General features: G+C 65.0%; 16 protein-coding genes. 9 read left to right on the top strand and 7 right to left on the bottom strand.

Annotated elements, in window-relative coordinates; translation table 11 throughout:
• Positions 1-575: 575 nt before the first annotated feature.
• The 3 genes from mprF (at position 576) to TP2_RS02435 (ending at position 4,475) form a co-directional block, all read left to right on the top strand.
• Positions 576-3,248 carry a bifunctional lysylphosphatidylglycerol flippase/synthetase MprF gene (mprF, locus tag TP2_RS02425; protein ID WP_084713790.1) on the top strand — a complete coding sequence of 891 codons (2,673 nt, stop codon included), beginning with the start codon at positions 576-578 and terminating at the stop codon, positions 3,246-3,248.
• Entirely contained in the window at positions 3,245-3,568 is a 324-nt protein-coding gene (locus TP2_RS02430) for a YidH family protein (protein WP_038072890.1), read from the top strand. Before mprF ends, TP2_RS02430 begins: the two co-directional genes overlap by 4 nt.
• Before the next feature lie 61 nt (positions 3,569-3,629).
• Positions 3,630-4,475 carry a fumarylacetoacetate hydrolase family protein gene (locus TP2_RS02435; RefSeq protein ID WP_038072891.1) on the top strand — a complete coding sequence of 282 codons (846 nt, stop codon included), beginning with the start codon at positions 3,630-3,632 and terminating at the stop codon, positions 4,473-4,475.
• A gap of 39 nt (positions 4,476-4,514) precedes the next feature.
• Here the strand turns inward: TP2_RS02435 and kdsA are convergent, their stop codons facing one another.
• The 3 genes from kdsA to TP2_RS02450 are packed head-to-tail and all read right to left on the bottom strand — an operon-like array spanning position 4,515 to position 7,718.
• Positions 4,515-5,348 (bottom strand): 3-deoxy-8-phosphooctulonate synthase, encoded by an 834-nt coding sequence (gene kdsA, locus TP2_RS02440; protein WP_038072892.1) that lies wholly within the window; start codon positions 5,346-5,348, stop codon positions 4,515-4,517.
• A gap of 35 nt (positions 5,349-5,383) precedes the next feature.
• A complete protein-coding gene (locus tag TP2_RS02445; protein ID WP_038072896.1) occupies positions 5,384-7,081 on the bottom strand; it encodes a KpsE/RkpR family capsule polysaccharide export protein in 1,698 nt (565 codons plus the stop codon).
• On the bottom strand, positions 7,065-7,718 hold the full coding sequence (locus TP2_RS02450; protein ID WP_038072898.1) for an ABC transporter ATP-binding protein: 654 nt from the start codon (positions 7,716-7,718) through the stop codon (positions 7,065-7,067). Before TP2_RS02450 ends, TP2_RS02445 begins: the two co-directional genes overlap by 17 nt.
• A gap of 145 nt (positions 7,719-7,863) precedes the next feature.
• Between TP2_RS02450 and TP2_RS02455 the strand changes: the two genes are divergently transcribed.
• Entirely contained in the window at positions 7,864-8,445 is a 582-nt protein-coding gene (locus TP2_RS02455) for a uracil-DNA glycosylase family protein (protein ID WP_038072901.1), read from the top strand.
• Entirely contained in the window at positions 8,442-9,242 is an 801-nt protein-coding gene (locus tag TP2_RS02460; RefSeq protein ID WP_038072903.1) for an SseB family protein, read from the top strand. Before TP2_RS02455 ends, TP2_RS02460 begins: the two co-directional genes overlap by 4 nt.
• Before the next feature lie 119 nt (positions 9,243-9,361).
• On the opposite strand, the gene TP2_RS02465 is transcribed toward TP2_RS02460, so the two are convergent.
• Positions 9,362-10,336 carry a Gfo/Idh/MocA family protein gene (locus tag TP2_RS02465; protein ID WP_038072905.1) on the bottom strand — a complete coding sequence of 325 codons (975 nt, stop codon included), beginning with the start codon at positions 10,334-10,336 and terminating at the stop codon, positions 9,362-9,364.
• A gap of 161 nt (positions 10,337-10,497) precedes the next feature.
• On the opposite strand from TP2_RS02465, the gene TP2_RS02470 reads away from it, so the two are divergent.
• Complete coding sequence (locus TP2_RS02470; RefSeq protein ID WP_157617016.1) at positions 10,498-10,728, top strand: hypothetical protein; 231 nt, start codon at positions 10,498-10,500, stop codon at positions 10,726-10,728.
• 80 nt (positions 10,729-10,808) lie between these two features.
• On the opposite strand, the gene rpoH is transcribed toward TP2_RS02470, so the two are convergent.
• The 3 genes from rpoH to TP2_RS02485 form a co-directional block, all read right to left on the bottom strand.
• Positions 10,809-11,705, bottom strand: coding sequence for an RNA polymerase sigma factor RpoH (rpoH, locus tag TP2_RS02475; RefSeq protein ID WP_038072909.1), 897 nt, complete (start codon positions 11,703-11,705; stop codon positions 10,809-10,811).
• Positions 11,706-11,895: 190 nt separating this feature from the next.
• Entirely contained in the window at positions 11,896-13,338 is a 1,443-nt protein-coding gene (gene cls, locus TP2_RS02480; protein WP_038072911.1) for a cardiolipin synthase, read from the bottom strand.
• On the bottom strand, positions 13,335-14,360 hold the full coding sequence (locus tag TP2_RS02485; protein ID WP_038072913.1) for an RluA family pseudouridine synthase: 1,026 nt from the start codon (positions 14,358-14,360) through the stop codon (positions 13,335-13,337). Before TP2_RS02485 ends, cls begins: the two co-directional genes overlap by 4 nt.
• On the opposite strand from TP2_RS02485, the gene TP2_RS02490 reads away from it, so the two are divergent.
• From TP2_RS02490 to TP2_RS02500, 3 genes are read left to right on the top strand one after another with little or no spacing between them, the layout of a single operon-like run.
• Positions 14,359-14,682, top strand: coding sequence for a DUF6476 family protein (locus TP2_RS02490; protein WP_038072915.1), 324 nt, complete (start codon positions 14,359-14,361; stop codon positions 14,680-14,682). The genes TP2_RS02485 and TP2_RS02490 overlap by 2 nt on opposite strands.
• Positions 14,672-15,169, top strand: coding sequence for an rRNA maturation RNase YbeY (gene ybeY / locus TP2_RS02495; RefSeq protein ID WP_038072916.1), 498 nt, complete (start codon positions 14,672-14,674; stop codon positions 15,167-15,169). Before TP2_RS02490 ends, ybeY begins: the two co-directional genes overlap by 11 nt.
• A gap of 36 nt (positions 15,170-15,205) precedes the next feature.
• Positions 15,206-16,096 (top strand): hemolysin family protein, encoded by an 891-nt coding sequence (locus TP2_RS02500; RefSeq protein ID WP_038072917.1) that lies wholly within the window; start codon positions 15,206-15,208, stop codon positions 16,094-16,096.
• Positions 16,097-16,098: the final 2 nt, after the last annotated feature.

The raw sequence follows: 16,098 nt of genomic DNA on the forward strand, positions 1-16,098 counted from the left end.
ATCACGCCACCGCGGCATCGCTGCGCGGCTCTGGCCAATAAGGGTGGCGCAGTCACGCGCCTGCGACCACTCCACCTCACGCGAACATGACCATGGGTGAGCGTCGGCGTGACGCCCGTCTGTGCGCCAACGGGGTAAGTTCTGTGCGGGCCCAGTCTTTTCTGGCGCAGCGCGCTCCTCACCGCTTGTCAAAAGACATGACAAAGGTTTCACTCGCCCCACGAGCGCGTGAGGAGGCGCTCACAATTGATGTGAAAACACTTAAAAGCGTAGGTGCGCTCGCCTTGCAGGCGCGCCCTGCGGAGCGCGCGTCGCGGGTACGAGGGATGCGGGAGGGCAATTTTGCGCTGGTCCGCGAGGCTGATTCTAAGCCGTGGCGGTGCGCCTGAGCGGTGCGACGGGGGGAGCGAGCAGAGCTGCGGTTTCCTCGCTCTCGATCACCATCGCAGGAGCGCGGGCGCGCAGATATTGTAACCACCGCGGCGAACCCCCATCGATGAGGGGTGCGCGGATCGCGGCACATGTATTTGACGAGGAGGCCCGGATGCCGCGCGTATCCGGGGGCGAGTGACGAGATGACCAAGACGCAAGAGCCCCGTCCGGGCAAGCCTGCCGAGGCCGCGCAATCCCCGACTGAGACCTCGCCTGCGCCGCCTGACAGCCTCGGCGCGCGGCTCCACCGCTGGGCCGAGCACCCGGCGGTGAAGCTTGGCCTGCCGCTTCTGGTGCTGGCGATCGCGGTGCTGGTCCTGCACAAGCTTGCCGGTGATGTGAGCCCCGCGAAGGTCGTTGCCGATATCGGTGGGGCCAGTCCGGCGGCGCTTCTTCTGGCACTTGCGGCGACCACGGCCAGCTATCTCGCCATCGCCTTCTACGACGTGATTTCACTGGCCGCGGTGGCGCCCGGGATCGTGCGCGCGCGCACCGCCTACCTGATCGGAGGGGCGGGCTATGCCATTTCAAACCTTCTCGGGGTCTCTTACCTGACAGGCGGCGCGGTGCGGTTGCGTACCTATGTCGCCGCGGGCGTACCCTTCCACCGCGCGGCGCTCGCCCTCGGCACCTCGTGGAGCGGCTTCTGGACGGGGCTTGCCGCGCTGCTCGGCCTGCTGATGCTGTTTCACCCGCAAGGGCTTTCGGGCGTGTTGCCGATCGCGCCGGGGCTCGAAAGCCTGACCGGGATCGCGTTGCTGGTTGCGCTGGGTGTTCTGATGGCCGTGCTCGGGCGCAAGGGCCGCCACCTGAGCTGGCGCGGGATCGAGGCCGATCTGCCGCGCGCCACCACCGCAAGCCTCCTGATGCTCGCGGGCATGGCCGATCTGCTTTTCGCCTCGCTCACGCTCTGGGTGCTGCTGCCCCCCGATCTGGGCGGCAATTTCGCCTATTTCTTCGTGATCTTCATGGCCGCGATCGGGCTGGGCATCGCGAGCCATTCGCCGGGTGGGCTGGGCGTCTTCGAGGCAACCGTGATCGCGGGGCTCGGCGCGGGCGCGCGCTCGGATCTGCTCGCGGCGCTGGTGCTTTATCGCGTGGTCTACACGCTCTACCCGTTTCTCGTCGCGACGCTGGGGCTGGCGGTGGGGTGGCTCTGGGCGCAGCGCCATCGGTTTGACGGGGCGGCCGATCTCGCGCTTGCGGTGATGGGGCCACTGATCCCGCCGCTCGCCGCGGGCGTGTCGCTTGTTGCGGGCGTGGTGCTGCTGCTGTCGGGCTCGGTTCCGGCGGAAGGCTCCCGGCTGGATCTGCTGCGCGACGTGCTGCCGCTGCCGCTGGTGGAGTTCTCGCACCTGACCGCCTCGGTCACCGGCGTCTTGCTGATCGTGCTCGCCCGGGGCCTTTTCCAACGCCTCACCCGCGCCTGGATCATGGCGCTGATCCTGCTTGCGATCGGGATCGTGACATCGCTGGTGAAGGGGCTCGAATGGGAGCAGGCGGCGACGATGGTGATCGCGGGCGCGCTGCTGATCCTGTTCCGGCAGGCCTTCTACCGGGTGCAGGACGCGTCGATCTTCCGGCTCGACCTGCGCTGGTTCGTCTCTGTCACCGCGCTGGTCGTGGCGATCACCTGGATCGGCTTCTTCGCCTATAAGCACGTCGAATATCGCGATGCGCTCTGGTGGCAATTCGCCTGGAAGGGCGATGCCTCGCGTTTCCTGCGCGGCACGGTCGGGGCGTCGGTGGCGCTCGCGATCATCGCGCTCGGCTCGATCCTTGGCAGCCGCAAGCGCCTGCGCCCGCGTCAGGAAATCCCGCAGGCGGTGCGCGACATCCTCGCGGGATCCGACGATGCCGAGGCGCAGCTGACCTTGATGGGCGACAAGGAGGTGCTGCTCGACCCCGAAGGCCGTGCCTTCATCGCTTATGCCGATACCGGCCGCGCCCTGATCGCGCGTGCCGATCCCGTGGGCGAGGAGGAGGCCGCGATCGATCTGATCTGGGCCCTGCGCGAGAAAGCCGACCGGATGGGGCGGCTATGTGCCTTCTACGGCGTCTCGCCGCGCTACCTGCCGGTCTTTCTCGATATGGGCCTGTCGATCGTGAAGATCGGCGAGACCGCCCGGATCGACCTGACGACCTTCACCCTCGACGGACCGAAGAAGAAGAATTTCCGCTACGCCCTCTCCAAGGGGCAGCGCGACGGCTACCGCTTCGAGATTCTGCCCGCGGCCGAGGTGCCCGCCCATCTGCCCGAGCTGCGCGCGATCTCCGATGCCTGGCTCGCGCAGAAACAGGGCGAGGAGAAAAGCTTCGCGCTCGGCGCCTTCACCGAGGATTACATCGTCAATTTCGACATCGCCGTGCTGCGTGACCCCGACGGCGCGATCATCGCCTTCGCGAACCTTCTGAACGGCGCGGGGGTCGAGATTTGCATCGATCTGATGCGCTATGACGGCCGCTGTCCGGGCTGGGGAATGAGCCAGCTCTTCACCGAGATGATCCTCTGGGCGCAGGCACAGGGGTTCCGCTGGTTCCGGCTCGGCAATGCGCCCTTCTCGGGGATCGAGCGCCACCGCCTCGCGTCGATCTGGCACCGGCTGGGCGGGTTTCTCTATGAACACGGTGAGCGGATCTACAGCTTCGAGGGGCTCCGCAGTTTCAAGGAGAAATGGGATCCGGTCTGGTCGCCCCATTACCTCGCCTCGCCGGGCGGGCTTGGCGTTCCGCGGGTGCTCTACGAGGTGAACGTTCTGATCTCGGGGGGCGTGCGCGGGCTGGTGCGCCGCGACAGCAAGGAACGCAGCGGATGATCCCCAACTTCAAGGACCATGCCGCCAATGAGCGCACCTTCCTTGCCTGGCTGCGCACCGCCATCGCCATCGTCGGCGTCGGGCTGACGGCGGCGAAGCTGACGGGCGCGCATATGCCGGTCTGGTCGGATGTGGCGATGATCGGATCGGGGGGCGTGGTCGTGCTGCTGGCCTTCATCCGCATGCAGCTCCTGCGCAAGCGCATCGACGCCGAAGTCTCGCTCGACGCCTCGGGTACGAACTGGCCCGATGTGGTCCTGGCCGCGCTGGTGATCGCGCTGATCGTGCTCACGGGGATATTCATCCTGCATGTCACCTGATCCCCTTGCATCTGCCCGCCGGGCCTGACTTGATGCGGCCCAAATGCAGGAGGGAGAGGCGATGAAGCTGTTTCGTCACGGGCTCATGGGAGCCGAGAAACCGGGGATGCTCGACGATCAGGGCGTGATGCGCGACCTGTCGGGGAAGGTGAGCGATATCGGTGGTGCGGTGCTGGGCGAGGCCGGTCTGGCCGAGCTGGCCGCGATCGATCCTGCGAGCCTGCCAGTCGTGCCCGAGGGCAGCCGCCTGGGCGCGCCGGTCGCGGGCATCGGCAAGATGATCTGCATCGGGCTCAACTACGCTGACCACGCCGCCGAATCCGGTGCCGAGGTGCCGCCCGAGCCGCTGATCTTCATGAAGGCCACGTCCGCGATCCAGGGGCCGAACGACCCGATCGTGATCCCGCGAGGATCGGAAAAGACCGATTGGGAGATCGAGCTGGGCATCGTCATCGGCACGCCCGCGAAATATGTCTCGGAAGAGGACGCGCTCGATTACGTTGCGGGCTATGTTCTGGCCAATGATGTCTCCGAGCGCAGCTTCCAGACCGAGCGCACGGGTCAATGGACGAAGGGCAAGAGCTGCGACAGCTTCGGCCCGCTCGGACCCTATCTCGTGACGCGCGACGCGGTGGCCGATCCGCAGAACCTCGCGATGACGCTCAGCGTCAATGGCGAGGTGATGCAGAACGGTTCGACCGCGACGATGGTCTTCGGCGTCGCGAAGCTCGTGAGCTACCTGTCGCAATTCATGACGCTGCATCCGGGCGACGTGATCTCGACCGGCACGCCGCCGGGCGTCGCGATGGGGATGGAAACCCCGCGCTACCTGCGTCCGGGCGATGTGGTCGAACTGGAGATCGAAGGCCTCGGTCGCCAGCGCGCCGAGCTTGTCGCCGATACCTGAAAAGAGGGCAGGGCGCGCGGGTCTCGCGCGCCCGTTTCCTTACAGCCGGATCGGCTCGTCCTTCGCAATCCGGTCGAACTCCATCAGCACCTGCACCAGCTTCGGCATTTCCTTGAGCGGGATCATGTTCGGCCCATCCGAGGGGGCGTTATCGGGCGCCTCATGGGTTTCGATGAACACGCCCGCGATCCCCAGAGAAACTGCCGCGCGCGCCATCACCGGCGCGAATTCGCGCTGACCGCCCGAGGAGCCGCCCTGACCGCCGGGCTGTTGCACCGAATGGGTCGCGTCCATGATCACCGGGTAGCCGGTCTTCATCATCTCGGGCAGCCCGCGCATATCCGCGACCAGCGTGTTGTAGCCAAAGGAGGTGCCGCGCTCGGTCAGCAGGATCTTCTCGTTGCCGGTCGAGGCGACCTTCTCGGCCACGTTGGGCATGTCCCAGGGCGCGAGGAACTGGCCCTTCTTGATATTGACCACGCAGCCGGTCTCGCCCGCGGCCAGCAGCAGATCGGTCTGGCGGCACAGGAAGGCGGGGATCTGAATCACGTCGACCACCTCGGCGGCGATCTTCGCCTGCTCGGCATCATGGATATCGGTCAGCACGGGGCAGCCCAGCTCGGCGCGCACATCGTCGAGGATCTTCAGCCCCGCTTCGATCCCGAGCCCGCGCTTACCCTTGAGACTGGTACGGTTGGCCTTGTCATAGCTGGCCTTGAAGATGAATTGCGCGCCCGCCTGATCGCAGGCTTTCGCCATCTCGCTCGCGATCATCAGCGCATGGTCGCGGCTTTCCAGCTGGCAGGGGCCCGCGATCACCGTCAGGGGGCGGTCGTTCGAGACGGTCAGCCCGCCGATTTTCACGTCTTTCATGTCTTTCTCCGCAGCGATGTGCCGCGTCGCCGGGATCAGCTCGAGACCTGCTCGCGCAGGATCGAAGCGGTCAGCGACAGCATCAGATAGATGCCCGAGAAGATCAGGAAAGCCAACAGCGTGTTCTCGAAAGCGCGCGGATAGGTCGGCTCGTCGGGCGCCACCGGGCGCACGCCCATCTCGAGATAACGCACCTGTTTGTTGGCTTCGATCCGCGCCGTCTCCATCTGCTGGGCGGCGGCGGAGAGCAGCATCTGGCGGGTCTGCAACTCGCCCTGCGCGATCTGGAGCTGGCCGGTCACGGCGGCAAGCGACTCGGTATTGCCCTTGTCGGTCGTGAGCTGGCTGCGCAGCTTTGCGATCGCTTCCTCAAGCCGTTTGATATCGCCCTGAACGCCCGCGACCCGCGCCTGGTTGGGTCGCTCGTTGTCGAGCAACTGACCCAGTTCGAGCCGCTTTTGTTGAAGCTGCGTCTCGAACCCCGAGATCTGCCCCATCACCAGCGAGTTCTCCGAGATCGGGTCGAGAATCCCGACCTTCTCCTGCAATTGCTGCACCTTGGCCTGCGCGGCGAAGACCTTGTTCTCGGCGTCCTGATAGCTCTCGAGCGCGCCCTTCATCTGGTCGCCCCGCAGACGCGCGGTCAACTGGTCCACCTGCTCTTCGGCATAGGAGATCAGCGCTTGCGAAAATTCCTGCGATTCCTTGGGATTGGGCGCGATCACCTCCATCTTCACGATCCCTTCCGAGGGGTCGTAGCCGATCTGCACCATCTTCTGATAGAGCCGGTAGGCCTGTTCGTCGGTGGCATTTTCCGGCAGGCGCTGGAGCGGGTCGATCGTCGGGTCCTCGAACACCGTCTTGAAGCCTTTGTCACGGTCGAGCCGGAGCATCGCGTCGCGCGATTGCAGGTAGGATTGCACCGTCACCGAATCCTGGTTCGTCGCAAGCTGCGTTCCCGAGAAGAGCGAACCAAGGCCCGAATTGCCCATCCCGTCGGCCTTCTGGATCACGAAGGCGGATTTCGTGGCATACATCGGCGTCGCCATCGCGAAATAGTAATAGGCGGCAATCAGCGTCGGCAGGAAGACGAAGAAGGACAGCCGCGCGGCCAGCAGCGCCAGTTTGCGGCGGCGGCGACGCGCGATGTCGCGCTGGATCTTCAGGATCTCGGCGGCGCGTCGATCCTCGTTCATCACCTCGGTCGCGGGAAGCTGGCCCGGCTTGATCGTCTGGGGCAGCTGCACACGGGTGTCGGCACCCGGCCCGTCGGTGCGCGCCAGCGCCCGCGAGGTGGCGTCATCGGCCCCCGAGTTCTTCACCAGCGCCACGATGTTCGAGCGGTCGAACGGGTCCACGCCCTTGCGGCGCAGCAAAAGCACGGCCTCGAAATCCGAACTTGCCTCGATCCCGTGTTTCTGCGCCATGCGCCGCGCGAGCCGCAACTGGCGCCCGGTCAGCCCCTCGGAGCGGATTGCGGCGATTTCTTCCTCGGGCGTTTTCTGGCCCGCGGCCAACACCTCGGTGCCGCCTGCGGTCGGGAATTTCTGATCGCCGAACCCGTCATCTTGCGGCTCGAACAGCGTCGCGGGATCGGTTTGCGCGTTTTCCACCGCCGGGGTGTTGCGAGCCGGGGCGGCGGCAGCGGGTGCGGCCGGTTGCGCGGTGCCATCCGAGAGGACTGGCCCGTCGCGGCGGATGCGGTATTTCGAAACCTTAGGATTGGTAGTCATACATCCGCTTCGCTTCTTCCAGAGTGTCGAACTGATACAGTTGCCCGTCACGCAGCACCGCCGCCGAGCGGCAGAATTTTTCGATCGTCGCGGGCTGGTGCGAGACCACGACCACGGTGGAATCGCGCAGCCGGTCGCGCAGGATCGAGCCCGCCTTGCGATTGAACTCGACATCGGTGGTCGAGGGCATGCCCTCGTCGATCAGGTAGATGTCAAACTCCAGCGCGAGCAGCAAGGAGAAGGTGAACCGCGCCCGCATCCCCGAGCTGTAGGTGCCGACGGGCTGGTCGAAATATTCCTCGATCCCGGTGAGCCAGCGGCAGAAGGCCTCCACGTAATCGGGATCGAGCCCGTAGAGCCGTGCAATGAAGCGCGCGTTCTCCCGTGCCGAGTGCTTGGAGACGACCCCGCCCATGAAGCCCAGCGGGAACGAGACCCGACAGCCCCGGCGCACCTCACCCTCGTCGGGTTTTTCCAGCCCCGCCATCATGTTGATGATCGTCGTCTTGCCGGTGCCGTTGGGCGCGAGAATGCCCAGGCTGTTGCCCAGTTCCACGCGGAAATTGGCGCGATCAAGGATCACCTTGCGCTGCTTGCCCGTCCAGAAGGACTTGGAGACATTTTCGAATTCGATCATCGTGATCCGGTTTGCCGCCCCTGCCACTAGAAGACCATGCGCGGGGCTTGTTAATAAAGTCACCTATGCGTCGATTTGGGCATCATTATGTCGAATTCCGAGAGGGTTATGCAATGGAGAACGCGTTGTTGCGCGGATCGGAACGATGACGGGCGAGGTGCAGGCGGAAATCGCGGCTTGCCGGCTCTGCGCGGCGCGGTTCGCCGCGACCGCGACCGCCCACATGCCGCGGCCCGTGGTCTGGTTCGGCGCGGGCGCGCGGATCCTGATCGTGGGGCAGGCGCCGGGGATCCGGGTGCATGAGACCGGGCTGCCTTTCAACGACCGTTCGGGCGATCGGCTGCGCGATTGGATGGGGGTCGACCGCGAAACCTTCTACGACCGCACGCGCATCGCGATCGCGCCGATGGCGTTTTGCTTTCCCGGCTATGATGCGAAAGGCGCGGATCTGCCGCCGCCGCCGCTCTGCGCGGTGACATGGCGCGAGAAGGTCATGGCTGAAATCGGTCCCGTCGATCTGACGCTGCTGGTGGGCGGGGCGGCGCAGCGCTGGCATCTCGGGCCGGGCCCCGTCACCCAGACCGTCGCGGGCTGGCGAGACCACGCGCCGCGGCTCTTCCCCTTGCCTCATCCGTCCTGGCGCAATACGGGATGGCTGAAGAAAAACCCGTGGTTCGAGACCGACCTGCTGCCGGTTCTGCGTGCCCGGGTGAAGGAGCTGACATGACCCCTTACGACCGCGCCCATGCCGCGATGGAAGCCGAGCCCGAGAACGAGGCCAAGCGCCTTGCCGTCTACGATCGGCTGGCCGATGCCGAGCTGTTCCTGCTTCTCGAGAAAGAGCCCGAGGACGAGAATATCCGCCCGCAGGTGTTCTCGACCGAAGAGGGCGATTTCGTTCTGGTCTTCGATACCGAGGAGCGTCTGGGTGAATTCTCCGACGAACCGCATCCCTATGCGGCGCTGCCGGGGCGCGTGATCGCGCAGCATCTGGTGGGCGAGAATATCGGGCTGGGGATCAATCTCGGCGTGGCGGAGTCGGCGATGCTTCTGCCGCCCGAGGCGCTCGACTGGCTGACCGAGACGCTGTCCCATTCGCCCTCCGAGGCGCAGGGCCGTCCGGTCGCGTTCACCGCGCCGGGGCTGTCTCCCGCGATGCTGGGGCTGTTGCTGCCCGCGTTCGAGGCGAAGCTGGATCAGCTTGCCGGGATCGCACAGGCCGCAGTGCTGGGCGGCGTGACCTATGAGGACGGCCATCGCGGCCATGTGCTCGCGGTGATCGGCGCACATGAGCATTTCATGCCCGGCATCGCAAAGGCGATGGGCGAGGCGCTGACCTTCTCCGGTCTCGATGCGGGCGAGCTTGACGTGACCTTCCTTGCGGCCGAGGACCCGGCGGCACAGTTGCTGCTCGAAAAGGGTTTGGTGCTGCATGTGCCCGAGCCGGTCGAGGAGGAGGTGCAGGAGATCGTTCCCGGCGCCGCCCCCGGCATGGACCCGACCAAACCGCCGAAACTGCGCTAAGATAAGGCCAGCTTATGCCGCGCGGTTGCGGATAAGTTTTGCTTATCTGACAAATCCCGATTTGATCGTGGGCTTGGTCAGGGGCAATCGGCCCCGGGTCGCAGCCGTCTTCGCCCCTGTCAAACCTCGCTGGCATAAACCTTGTCGATCATCGCCTGCGTGCCGCGCGCATCTTCGAGCGTCCAGGGATAATCCGCGCCTTCGGTGACGTGGCGCACAAAGTTCTCCACCTGCAAGACATATTGGGTCACGCCCGGAAAACGCTGGACCTGATCGGGCTCGCCCTTGCGGCAAAGCGTGACTTCGGCCTGATCGAAGACATTGGCGTTGAACGGGCAGGTGAGCCGGATCAGCCCCTCCGACCCCTGAAACACGACCTGCTGACGCGGATGCAGGCGGGTCGATGTCATCGCGGCATAGCTGAAGCGTCCCTGCGCGCCGATCATCTCGCCGGTGACCTGAGCGAACACATCGACGCCGTTCTCGCGCTCGATCACGGCGCGCAGATCTCCCGGCTCGGCGCGGGCCGCGTAACGCACGGAAGAATAGGCATAAACGCCGATATCCGGGATCGAACCGCCGCCGGTTTCAGGCTTGTTGCGGATGTTGCCGGGATCGGGGTTGTTAAAGCTGAAGGCGACATCGGCATGGCGCAGCTCGCCGATCTGGCCCTCGTCGAGCCAGCGCCGCGTGAGCTGCCATTGCGGGTGGTGAACGATCATGTAAGCTTCGGTGGCGAACTTGCCCGCAGCGTCGCGTGCAGCAATCAGCCCGTCGATCTCTGACGCGGCCATCGCAATCGGTTTTTCCGTCAGCACATGCTTGCCTGCCGCGAGCGCCTTCTTTGTCCACTCGACATGAAGCACGTTGGGCAGCGGGATATAGACCACGTCGATCGCGGGATCGGCGAGCAGCGCTTCATAGCTGTCATGTCGCTTGAGATCAGGGGCAAACGCCTTAAAAGGTTGGGCTTTTTCCTCGCTTGAGGTCGCGAGGGCGGCAAGGCGCGCACCTCTCGCCGCATGGATCGCCGGGCCCATATGTTCGCGGGCGAATTTCGCCGCGCCGAGAATGCCCCAGTTCAGGACCGCCATGCTGTTACCTCCTGTCACCTCACGATTTCGGGGCGATGGTAGCGCAAACAGGGCTGGGCGCAATCCGATAGGGCGCAGCGGCTTGCGGCCTTTGACGCGGAGCCGCAACCGGTTAGGTTCGAATGAGCAAATCGGGGCTTTTCACCCTAGGGACCACCAACTTGAGGCATTTCGCAACTTTTCTGTGGCTCGGGCTGACGGTCCTGTTCGGCTCTGCCTATTACGCCCAGTATTTCCGATGGCGGGACTGTTTCAACGAATTGGGCCGCTGCTACGATGCCCGCGACGGCGTTGTTTACCTTGAGCAATCCGGTGGTATATGGCTGACGCTCACGGCGATCGCCCTCGGCCTCTTTCTCTTTCGGCTCTGGCGGATGCGCGCGAAGCGGTGATCGCGCGATATCGTGCCCGCGCGAAAGAAAAAAGCCGCCCCCCAAAGGGGACGGCGCGTACTCGTTACTCAAAAAAAGCCTCAGGCCTGGATCTGCATGCCCTTTTCGCGGGCCAGTTCCGTCATGCGCTTTTGCAGTTTTTCGAAGGCGCGCACCTCGATCTGGCGGATGCGCTCGCGGCTGACCTCGTATTGGCCCGAAAGCTCCTCGAGGGTGACCGGATCATCGCGCAGACGGCGCTGCATCAGGATGTCCTTCTCGCGATCGTTGAGCACGTCCATCGCCTGCATCAGCATCTCGCGACGGGCTTCGAGCTCCTCGCTTTCGGCATAGGCTTCGGCCTGATCGGCATCTTCGTCCTCAAGCCAGTCCTGCCATTGCGCGGTGCCTTCATCGCCCGCGCCGACCTGCGCGTTGAGCGAGGCGTCCGAGCCCGACAGGCGCCGGTTCATCGAGATCACCTCTTCCTCGGTGACGTTCAGATCCTTCGCGATCTGGGCCACGTTCTCGGGGCGCATGTCGCCGTCCTCATAGGCGCCAATCTTCGATTTCGCCTTGCGCAGATTGAAGAAAAGCTTCTTTTGCGCCGAGGTCGTGCCGAGTTTCACCAGGCTCCACGAGCGCAGGATATATTCCTGAATCGCGGCACGGATCCACCACATCGCATAGGTCGCGAGGCGGAAGCCTTTCTCCGGGTCGAAGCGCTTCACGGCCTGCATCAGGCCGACATTCGCCTCCGAGATCACCTCGGCCTGCGGCAGACCATAACCGCGATAGCCCATCGCGATCTTGGCCGCGAGGCGCAGGTGGCTGGTCACGAGCTGGTGGGCGGCGTCGGTATCCTGATCTTCTGCCCAACGCTTGGCCAGCATGTACTCCTGTTCGGGTTCCAGAAGGGGGAACTTCCGGATCTCTTGCAGGTAACGGTTGAGCCCCTGTTCAGGACTCGGGGCCGGAAGGTTGGTATAGCTCGTCATTGTCTCCCATGTCTCCCTATGGCGGCTGCTCGATATGGGTCTCGGGCCGTTGTTCTTCAAGATAACGCATAAAGCGCGTTCCCGGTTCACCTCAACGGCCTGCGCCCAGGTGTCGCATGGTAAGCTTAACGTGCGGTGAGCGGATTTCCGTCGCGAAAAGGATGACGGTTGCGTGATTGATGCGCCGTTTTCACAGCACCGGCGCGAGGATCGACATCAGGTTGTTGGTGATTTTCCACCGCAGCGGCCAGCCTTCGATCTGCGCGTGGGTCAGCTGGCGCGCGCCCGCGATCCATTGCGCTTGCCGCTCGGCAAGGCGTTGGCCCAGATCGGTATCTTCGACGAGCAGGCAGTTCTCGTAATTGAGCTCGAAGCTGCGCCGGTCGAGATTGGCCGAGCCGATGATCGCGACGCGCCGATCGGCCAGAAGCGTCTTGGCATGCAGCAGGCCCGGGGCATGTTCGTGGATCTCGACGCCCGCCTCGATCAGCGCGGGGAAGAAACTGCGTGCGGCATGGGCGACAAAGCGCGAGTCGTTGCGTCGGGGCACGATCACCTGCACGCGCACCCCGCGCCGGACCGCGGCGCGCAGGGCGGAGGCGATCTCTTCGCCGGGTACGAAATAGGGGGTGGAGAGGGTGAGACTTTCCTGCGCCGCCCCGATCACCGAGAGAAACACGTCGGGCACGCCGCGAATATCGAGCATCGGTCCCGTGGCGAAGGCGACGGCGGTGCTGGTGCCGGGGCGGGGGGCGCCGGCCTCCGAGGGCACGAGCGCCGCGATATCCTCGCGGGTATGGGTGATCCAGTCGGTCGCGAAGATATGCTGGTGCTGGGCGGCCAGCGGCCCTTCGAGGCGCAGGAGCACATCGACCCAGGGTGCGAAGCGCGCCTTGATGCGAAATTCCGGGTCGGCCACGTTGCGCGATCCGGTATAGGCCACGCGCCCGTCGATCACCGCGAGCTTGCGGTGATTGCGCAGGTCGATGCGCATCGTGGCGAGCTTGAACAGCGGCCAGTGGAAGGAAAAGGCGATGCCCGTCTTGACGCCTGCCTGTTTCATCTCGCGCCAATGCGGGGATTTGATGAAACCGCGCGCGCCGAGGCCATCGACCAGCACACGCACGGTCACGCCGCGTTCGGCGGCGCGCGTCAACGCCTCCGCCAGCGCGATCCCGGTGCCGTCAGCAAGCCAGATATAGGTGGTCAGATGAACGGTTTCGCGCGCGGTCTCGATATCGGAGAGCAGGGTGGCGATCTGGTCCTCGGCCTCGGGCAGGAAGCGGATCGCATCGCCGCTGCTGGGGGCAAACCCGTTGACCGCGGCGGCGCGTGCGAAGGCGGGGCGGTAGCCGGGGGTGATCGAGGAAAGCGAGGGTGCGCCTGCGGGTTTGGGCGCGGGAAGAGCGGCAACGGTCGCGCGCTGGCGCTTGGCGATACGCTGGTTCAGGCGGGTCTCGCCGATCAGCAGGTAAAGAAGCACGCCGACAAAGGGCACCGAGAGGATCAGGATCGTCCAGCTGGCGCGTACGGCGGGCGGTTTGTCAGGGCGCGTGAGCACCCGCAGCACCGCCAGGGTCTGGCCGCCAAAGTGGACCAGTAGCGTGACAAGCTCCCACCACCAGACCGTCACGGCGCCCCGCGCAGCTCGGCAAGCAGCGCTTCCATGTCATCGGGCAGGGGGGCGGTGAAGGACAGCTCCTCTCCCGTTACCGGATGGATGAAGCCGAGCGTCGCGGCATGAAGCGCCTGACGCGGGAAATCGCGCACCGCTTGCGCGACCTGCGCCCCCACCGCTTTTTCCGAGATCTTGCGCTTGCCGCCATAGGTCGGATCGCCGATCAGCCCGTGGCCAGCATAGGCCATGTGCACGCGGATCTGGTGCGTGCGCCCGGTCTCGAGCCAGCAATCGATGAGCGCGGCGGTGCCCTTGAACTCTTCGACCACGCGGGCGCGGGTCACGGCATGGCGCCCGCCATGGGCGACCACGGCCTGTTTCTGCCGGTCGGTCTTGTGGCGTGCGAGCTGGGTGACGATCTTCAGCACGCCCCCGGTTTCGAAGCTGACCCCGCTGAGCCCGCGCAGGCGCGGGTCGGCCTGATCGGGGACGCCATGGCAGATCGCGAGGTAGTGGCGGTGCACCGAGTGTTTCTCGAACTGCGCGGCAAGCCCGTGATGGGCGCGGTCGGATTTCGCCACGACCAGAAGGCCCGAGGTTTCCTTGTCGATCCGGTGCACGATGCCCGGGCGCGCCTCGCCGCCGATGCCGGAGAGATTGCCGCCGAAATGGTGCAACAGCGCATTGACCAGCGTTCCCTCGGGCGAACCCGGCGCGGGATGGGTAACCATGCCCGCGGGCTTGTTCACGACGATCAGGTCGTCATCCTCCCAGAGCACTTCCAGCGGAATGTCCTGCGCCACGGTCTCGACCGGTTTCGGCGGCTCGAGCGCGATCTGGTAGATTTCGCCCTCGGTCACTTTCGCCTTCTGGTCGGTCACCGGCGCGCCGTCGAGCGTCACGGAGCCTTCCGCGATCAGCTTGGCCAGACGCGAGCGTGAGAGGGACGCTTCCTCTGGCACAGCCGCCGCCAAGGCCTTATCAAGGCGGGGACCCATGCCGGGTCCGATCTCGACGCTGAGGATATCCTTGTCCATGTCCGACCTGCCTGAAGACGAGCTGCCTGCCACGCTGCCACCCGATCTGCGCTTTCTCAAGCTATTGGTGACGGTTCTGGCCGGCGTGATGATTGCGGGGCTTGTAGCGATTGTGGCGCTGCTTGTCATCCGCCTGAAAACGCCGAGCCCGCTGCCCGAGCTTCCCGCGGCGATCACGCTGCCCCAAGGCGCGCAGGCCGAGGCTGTGACATTCGCGCGCAGCTATGTCGTCGTGGTGACCGATCAGGGCGCGGTTCTGGTCTTTGACAAGGCAGGCAAACAACTCGCCGATGTGCCGATCGGGGCCGCCGATGGAAATTGAGATCGAGATCGAGGATCCCCGCTGGGAGGCGCTCGGACTTGCCGCTCTGGCCGAGCGCGCGGCCCGGCTGGTGCTTGAGGATCGCGGGATCGATCCGGATTTGTGCCGGATCTCGGTTCTGGCCTGCGATGATGCGCGCATTGCCGATCTTAATGCCGAATATCGTGAAAAATCCAAACCCACCAACGTCTTGAGCTGGCCTGCCGAGGAGCGCGGGGCAGAGGAAGAGGGCGCCGATCCGGAGCCGCCCGCGCCCGATGTCTTCGGCGAGATCGAATTGGGCGACCTCGCGATTGCCTACGAGACGTGCGCGCGCGAGGCGGAGGAACAGGGCAAGGCGCTGGCCGATCATGTGCTGCATCTGCTGATCCATGCCACGCTGCATCTGCTCGGCTATGACCATATTCGCGACAAAGATGCCGAAGCGATGGAACAAATCGAAATCCGACTGCTTGAAAGCGTAGGAATTCGTAACCCATATATGTAATGATGGGTGTCCAGACACCGCTTTTGGAAAGGAACGATGGGACAGGTTGCCGACGGAGTGTCCTCCGCCAATGCCGAGAGTTCGGATAACGCCGAACCCGGACAGTCTTCGGAACCCGCTTCGCGCGGGTTGCTCAGCCGCTTTTTCGGAGGGCGCAGCGCGCCGGACGAGGAAGAGCGCATTGAATTGCCCCCCGCACCGGCCCCGGTGCCGCTCGGGCTCGGAAACCTGCGCCGGATGCGCGTGGGCGATGTGGCCATTCCCAAGGTCGAGATCGAGGCCGTGCCTGTCACGATCTCGCGCGACGAGCTGGTGGAGAAATTCCGCGAGCATGGATATTCGCGCCTGCCGGTCTTCAAGGAAACGCTCGACACGCCGCTGGGGCTTGTCCACCTGAAGGATCTCGCGCTCGAATACGGGTTCGGCTCGGGCTCGGGGCGGTTCTCGCTGCGCAAGCTGATCCGTCCGCTCCTTTACGTGCCGCCCTCGATGCCGATCGGCGTGCTGTTGCAGAAGATGCAGGTCCAGCGCATCCACATGGCGCTGGTGATCGACGAATATGGCGGCGTCGACGGGTTGCTCACGCTTGAAGACCTGATCGAACAGGTGATCGGCGAGATCGAGGATGAGCATGACGAGGCCGACGACGCCTATTGGCGCGAGGAAAAGCCCGGTCAGTGGATCGTCCAGGCGCGCGCGCCGGTGCATGAATTCGAGGGCGAGATCGGGATGCGGCTGGCCGATGAGGAGGCCGAGGACGAGATCGACTCGATGGGCGGCCTTGTCTTCATGCAGCTTGGCCGCGTGCCCGCGCGCGGCGAAGTGGTCGTGGCCGAGAACGGTGTCGAATACGAGGTCGTCGATGCCGATCCGCGCCGGATCAAACGTCTGCGCGTACGTCTGCCGGGTGTGGCGCCGGCCGAATGAGC

Origin of the sequence: Thioclava pacifica DSM 10166 (assembly GCF_000714535.1) — a bacterium.
In the GTDB taxonomy this organism is placed as follows: Bacteria; Pseudomonadota; Alphaproteobacteria; order Rhodobacterales; family Rhodobacteraceae; genus Thioclava; species Thioclava pacifica.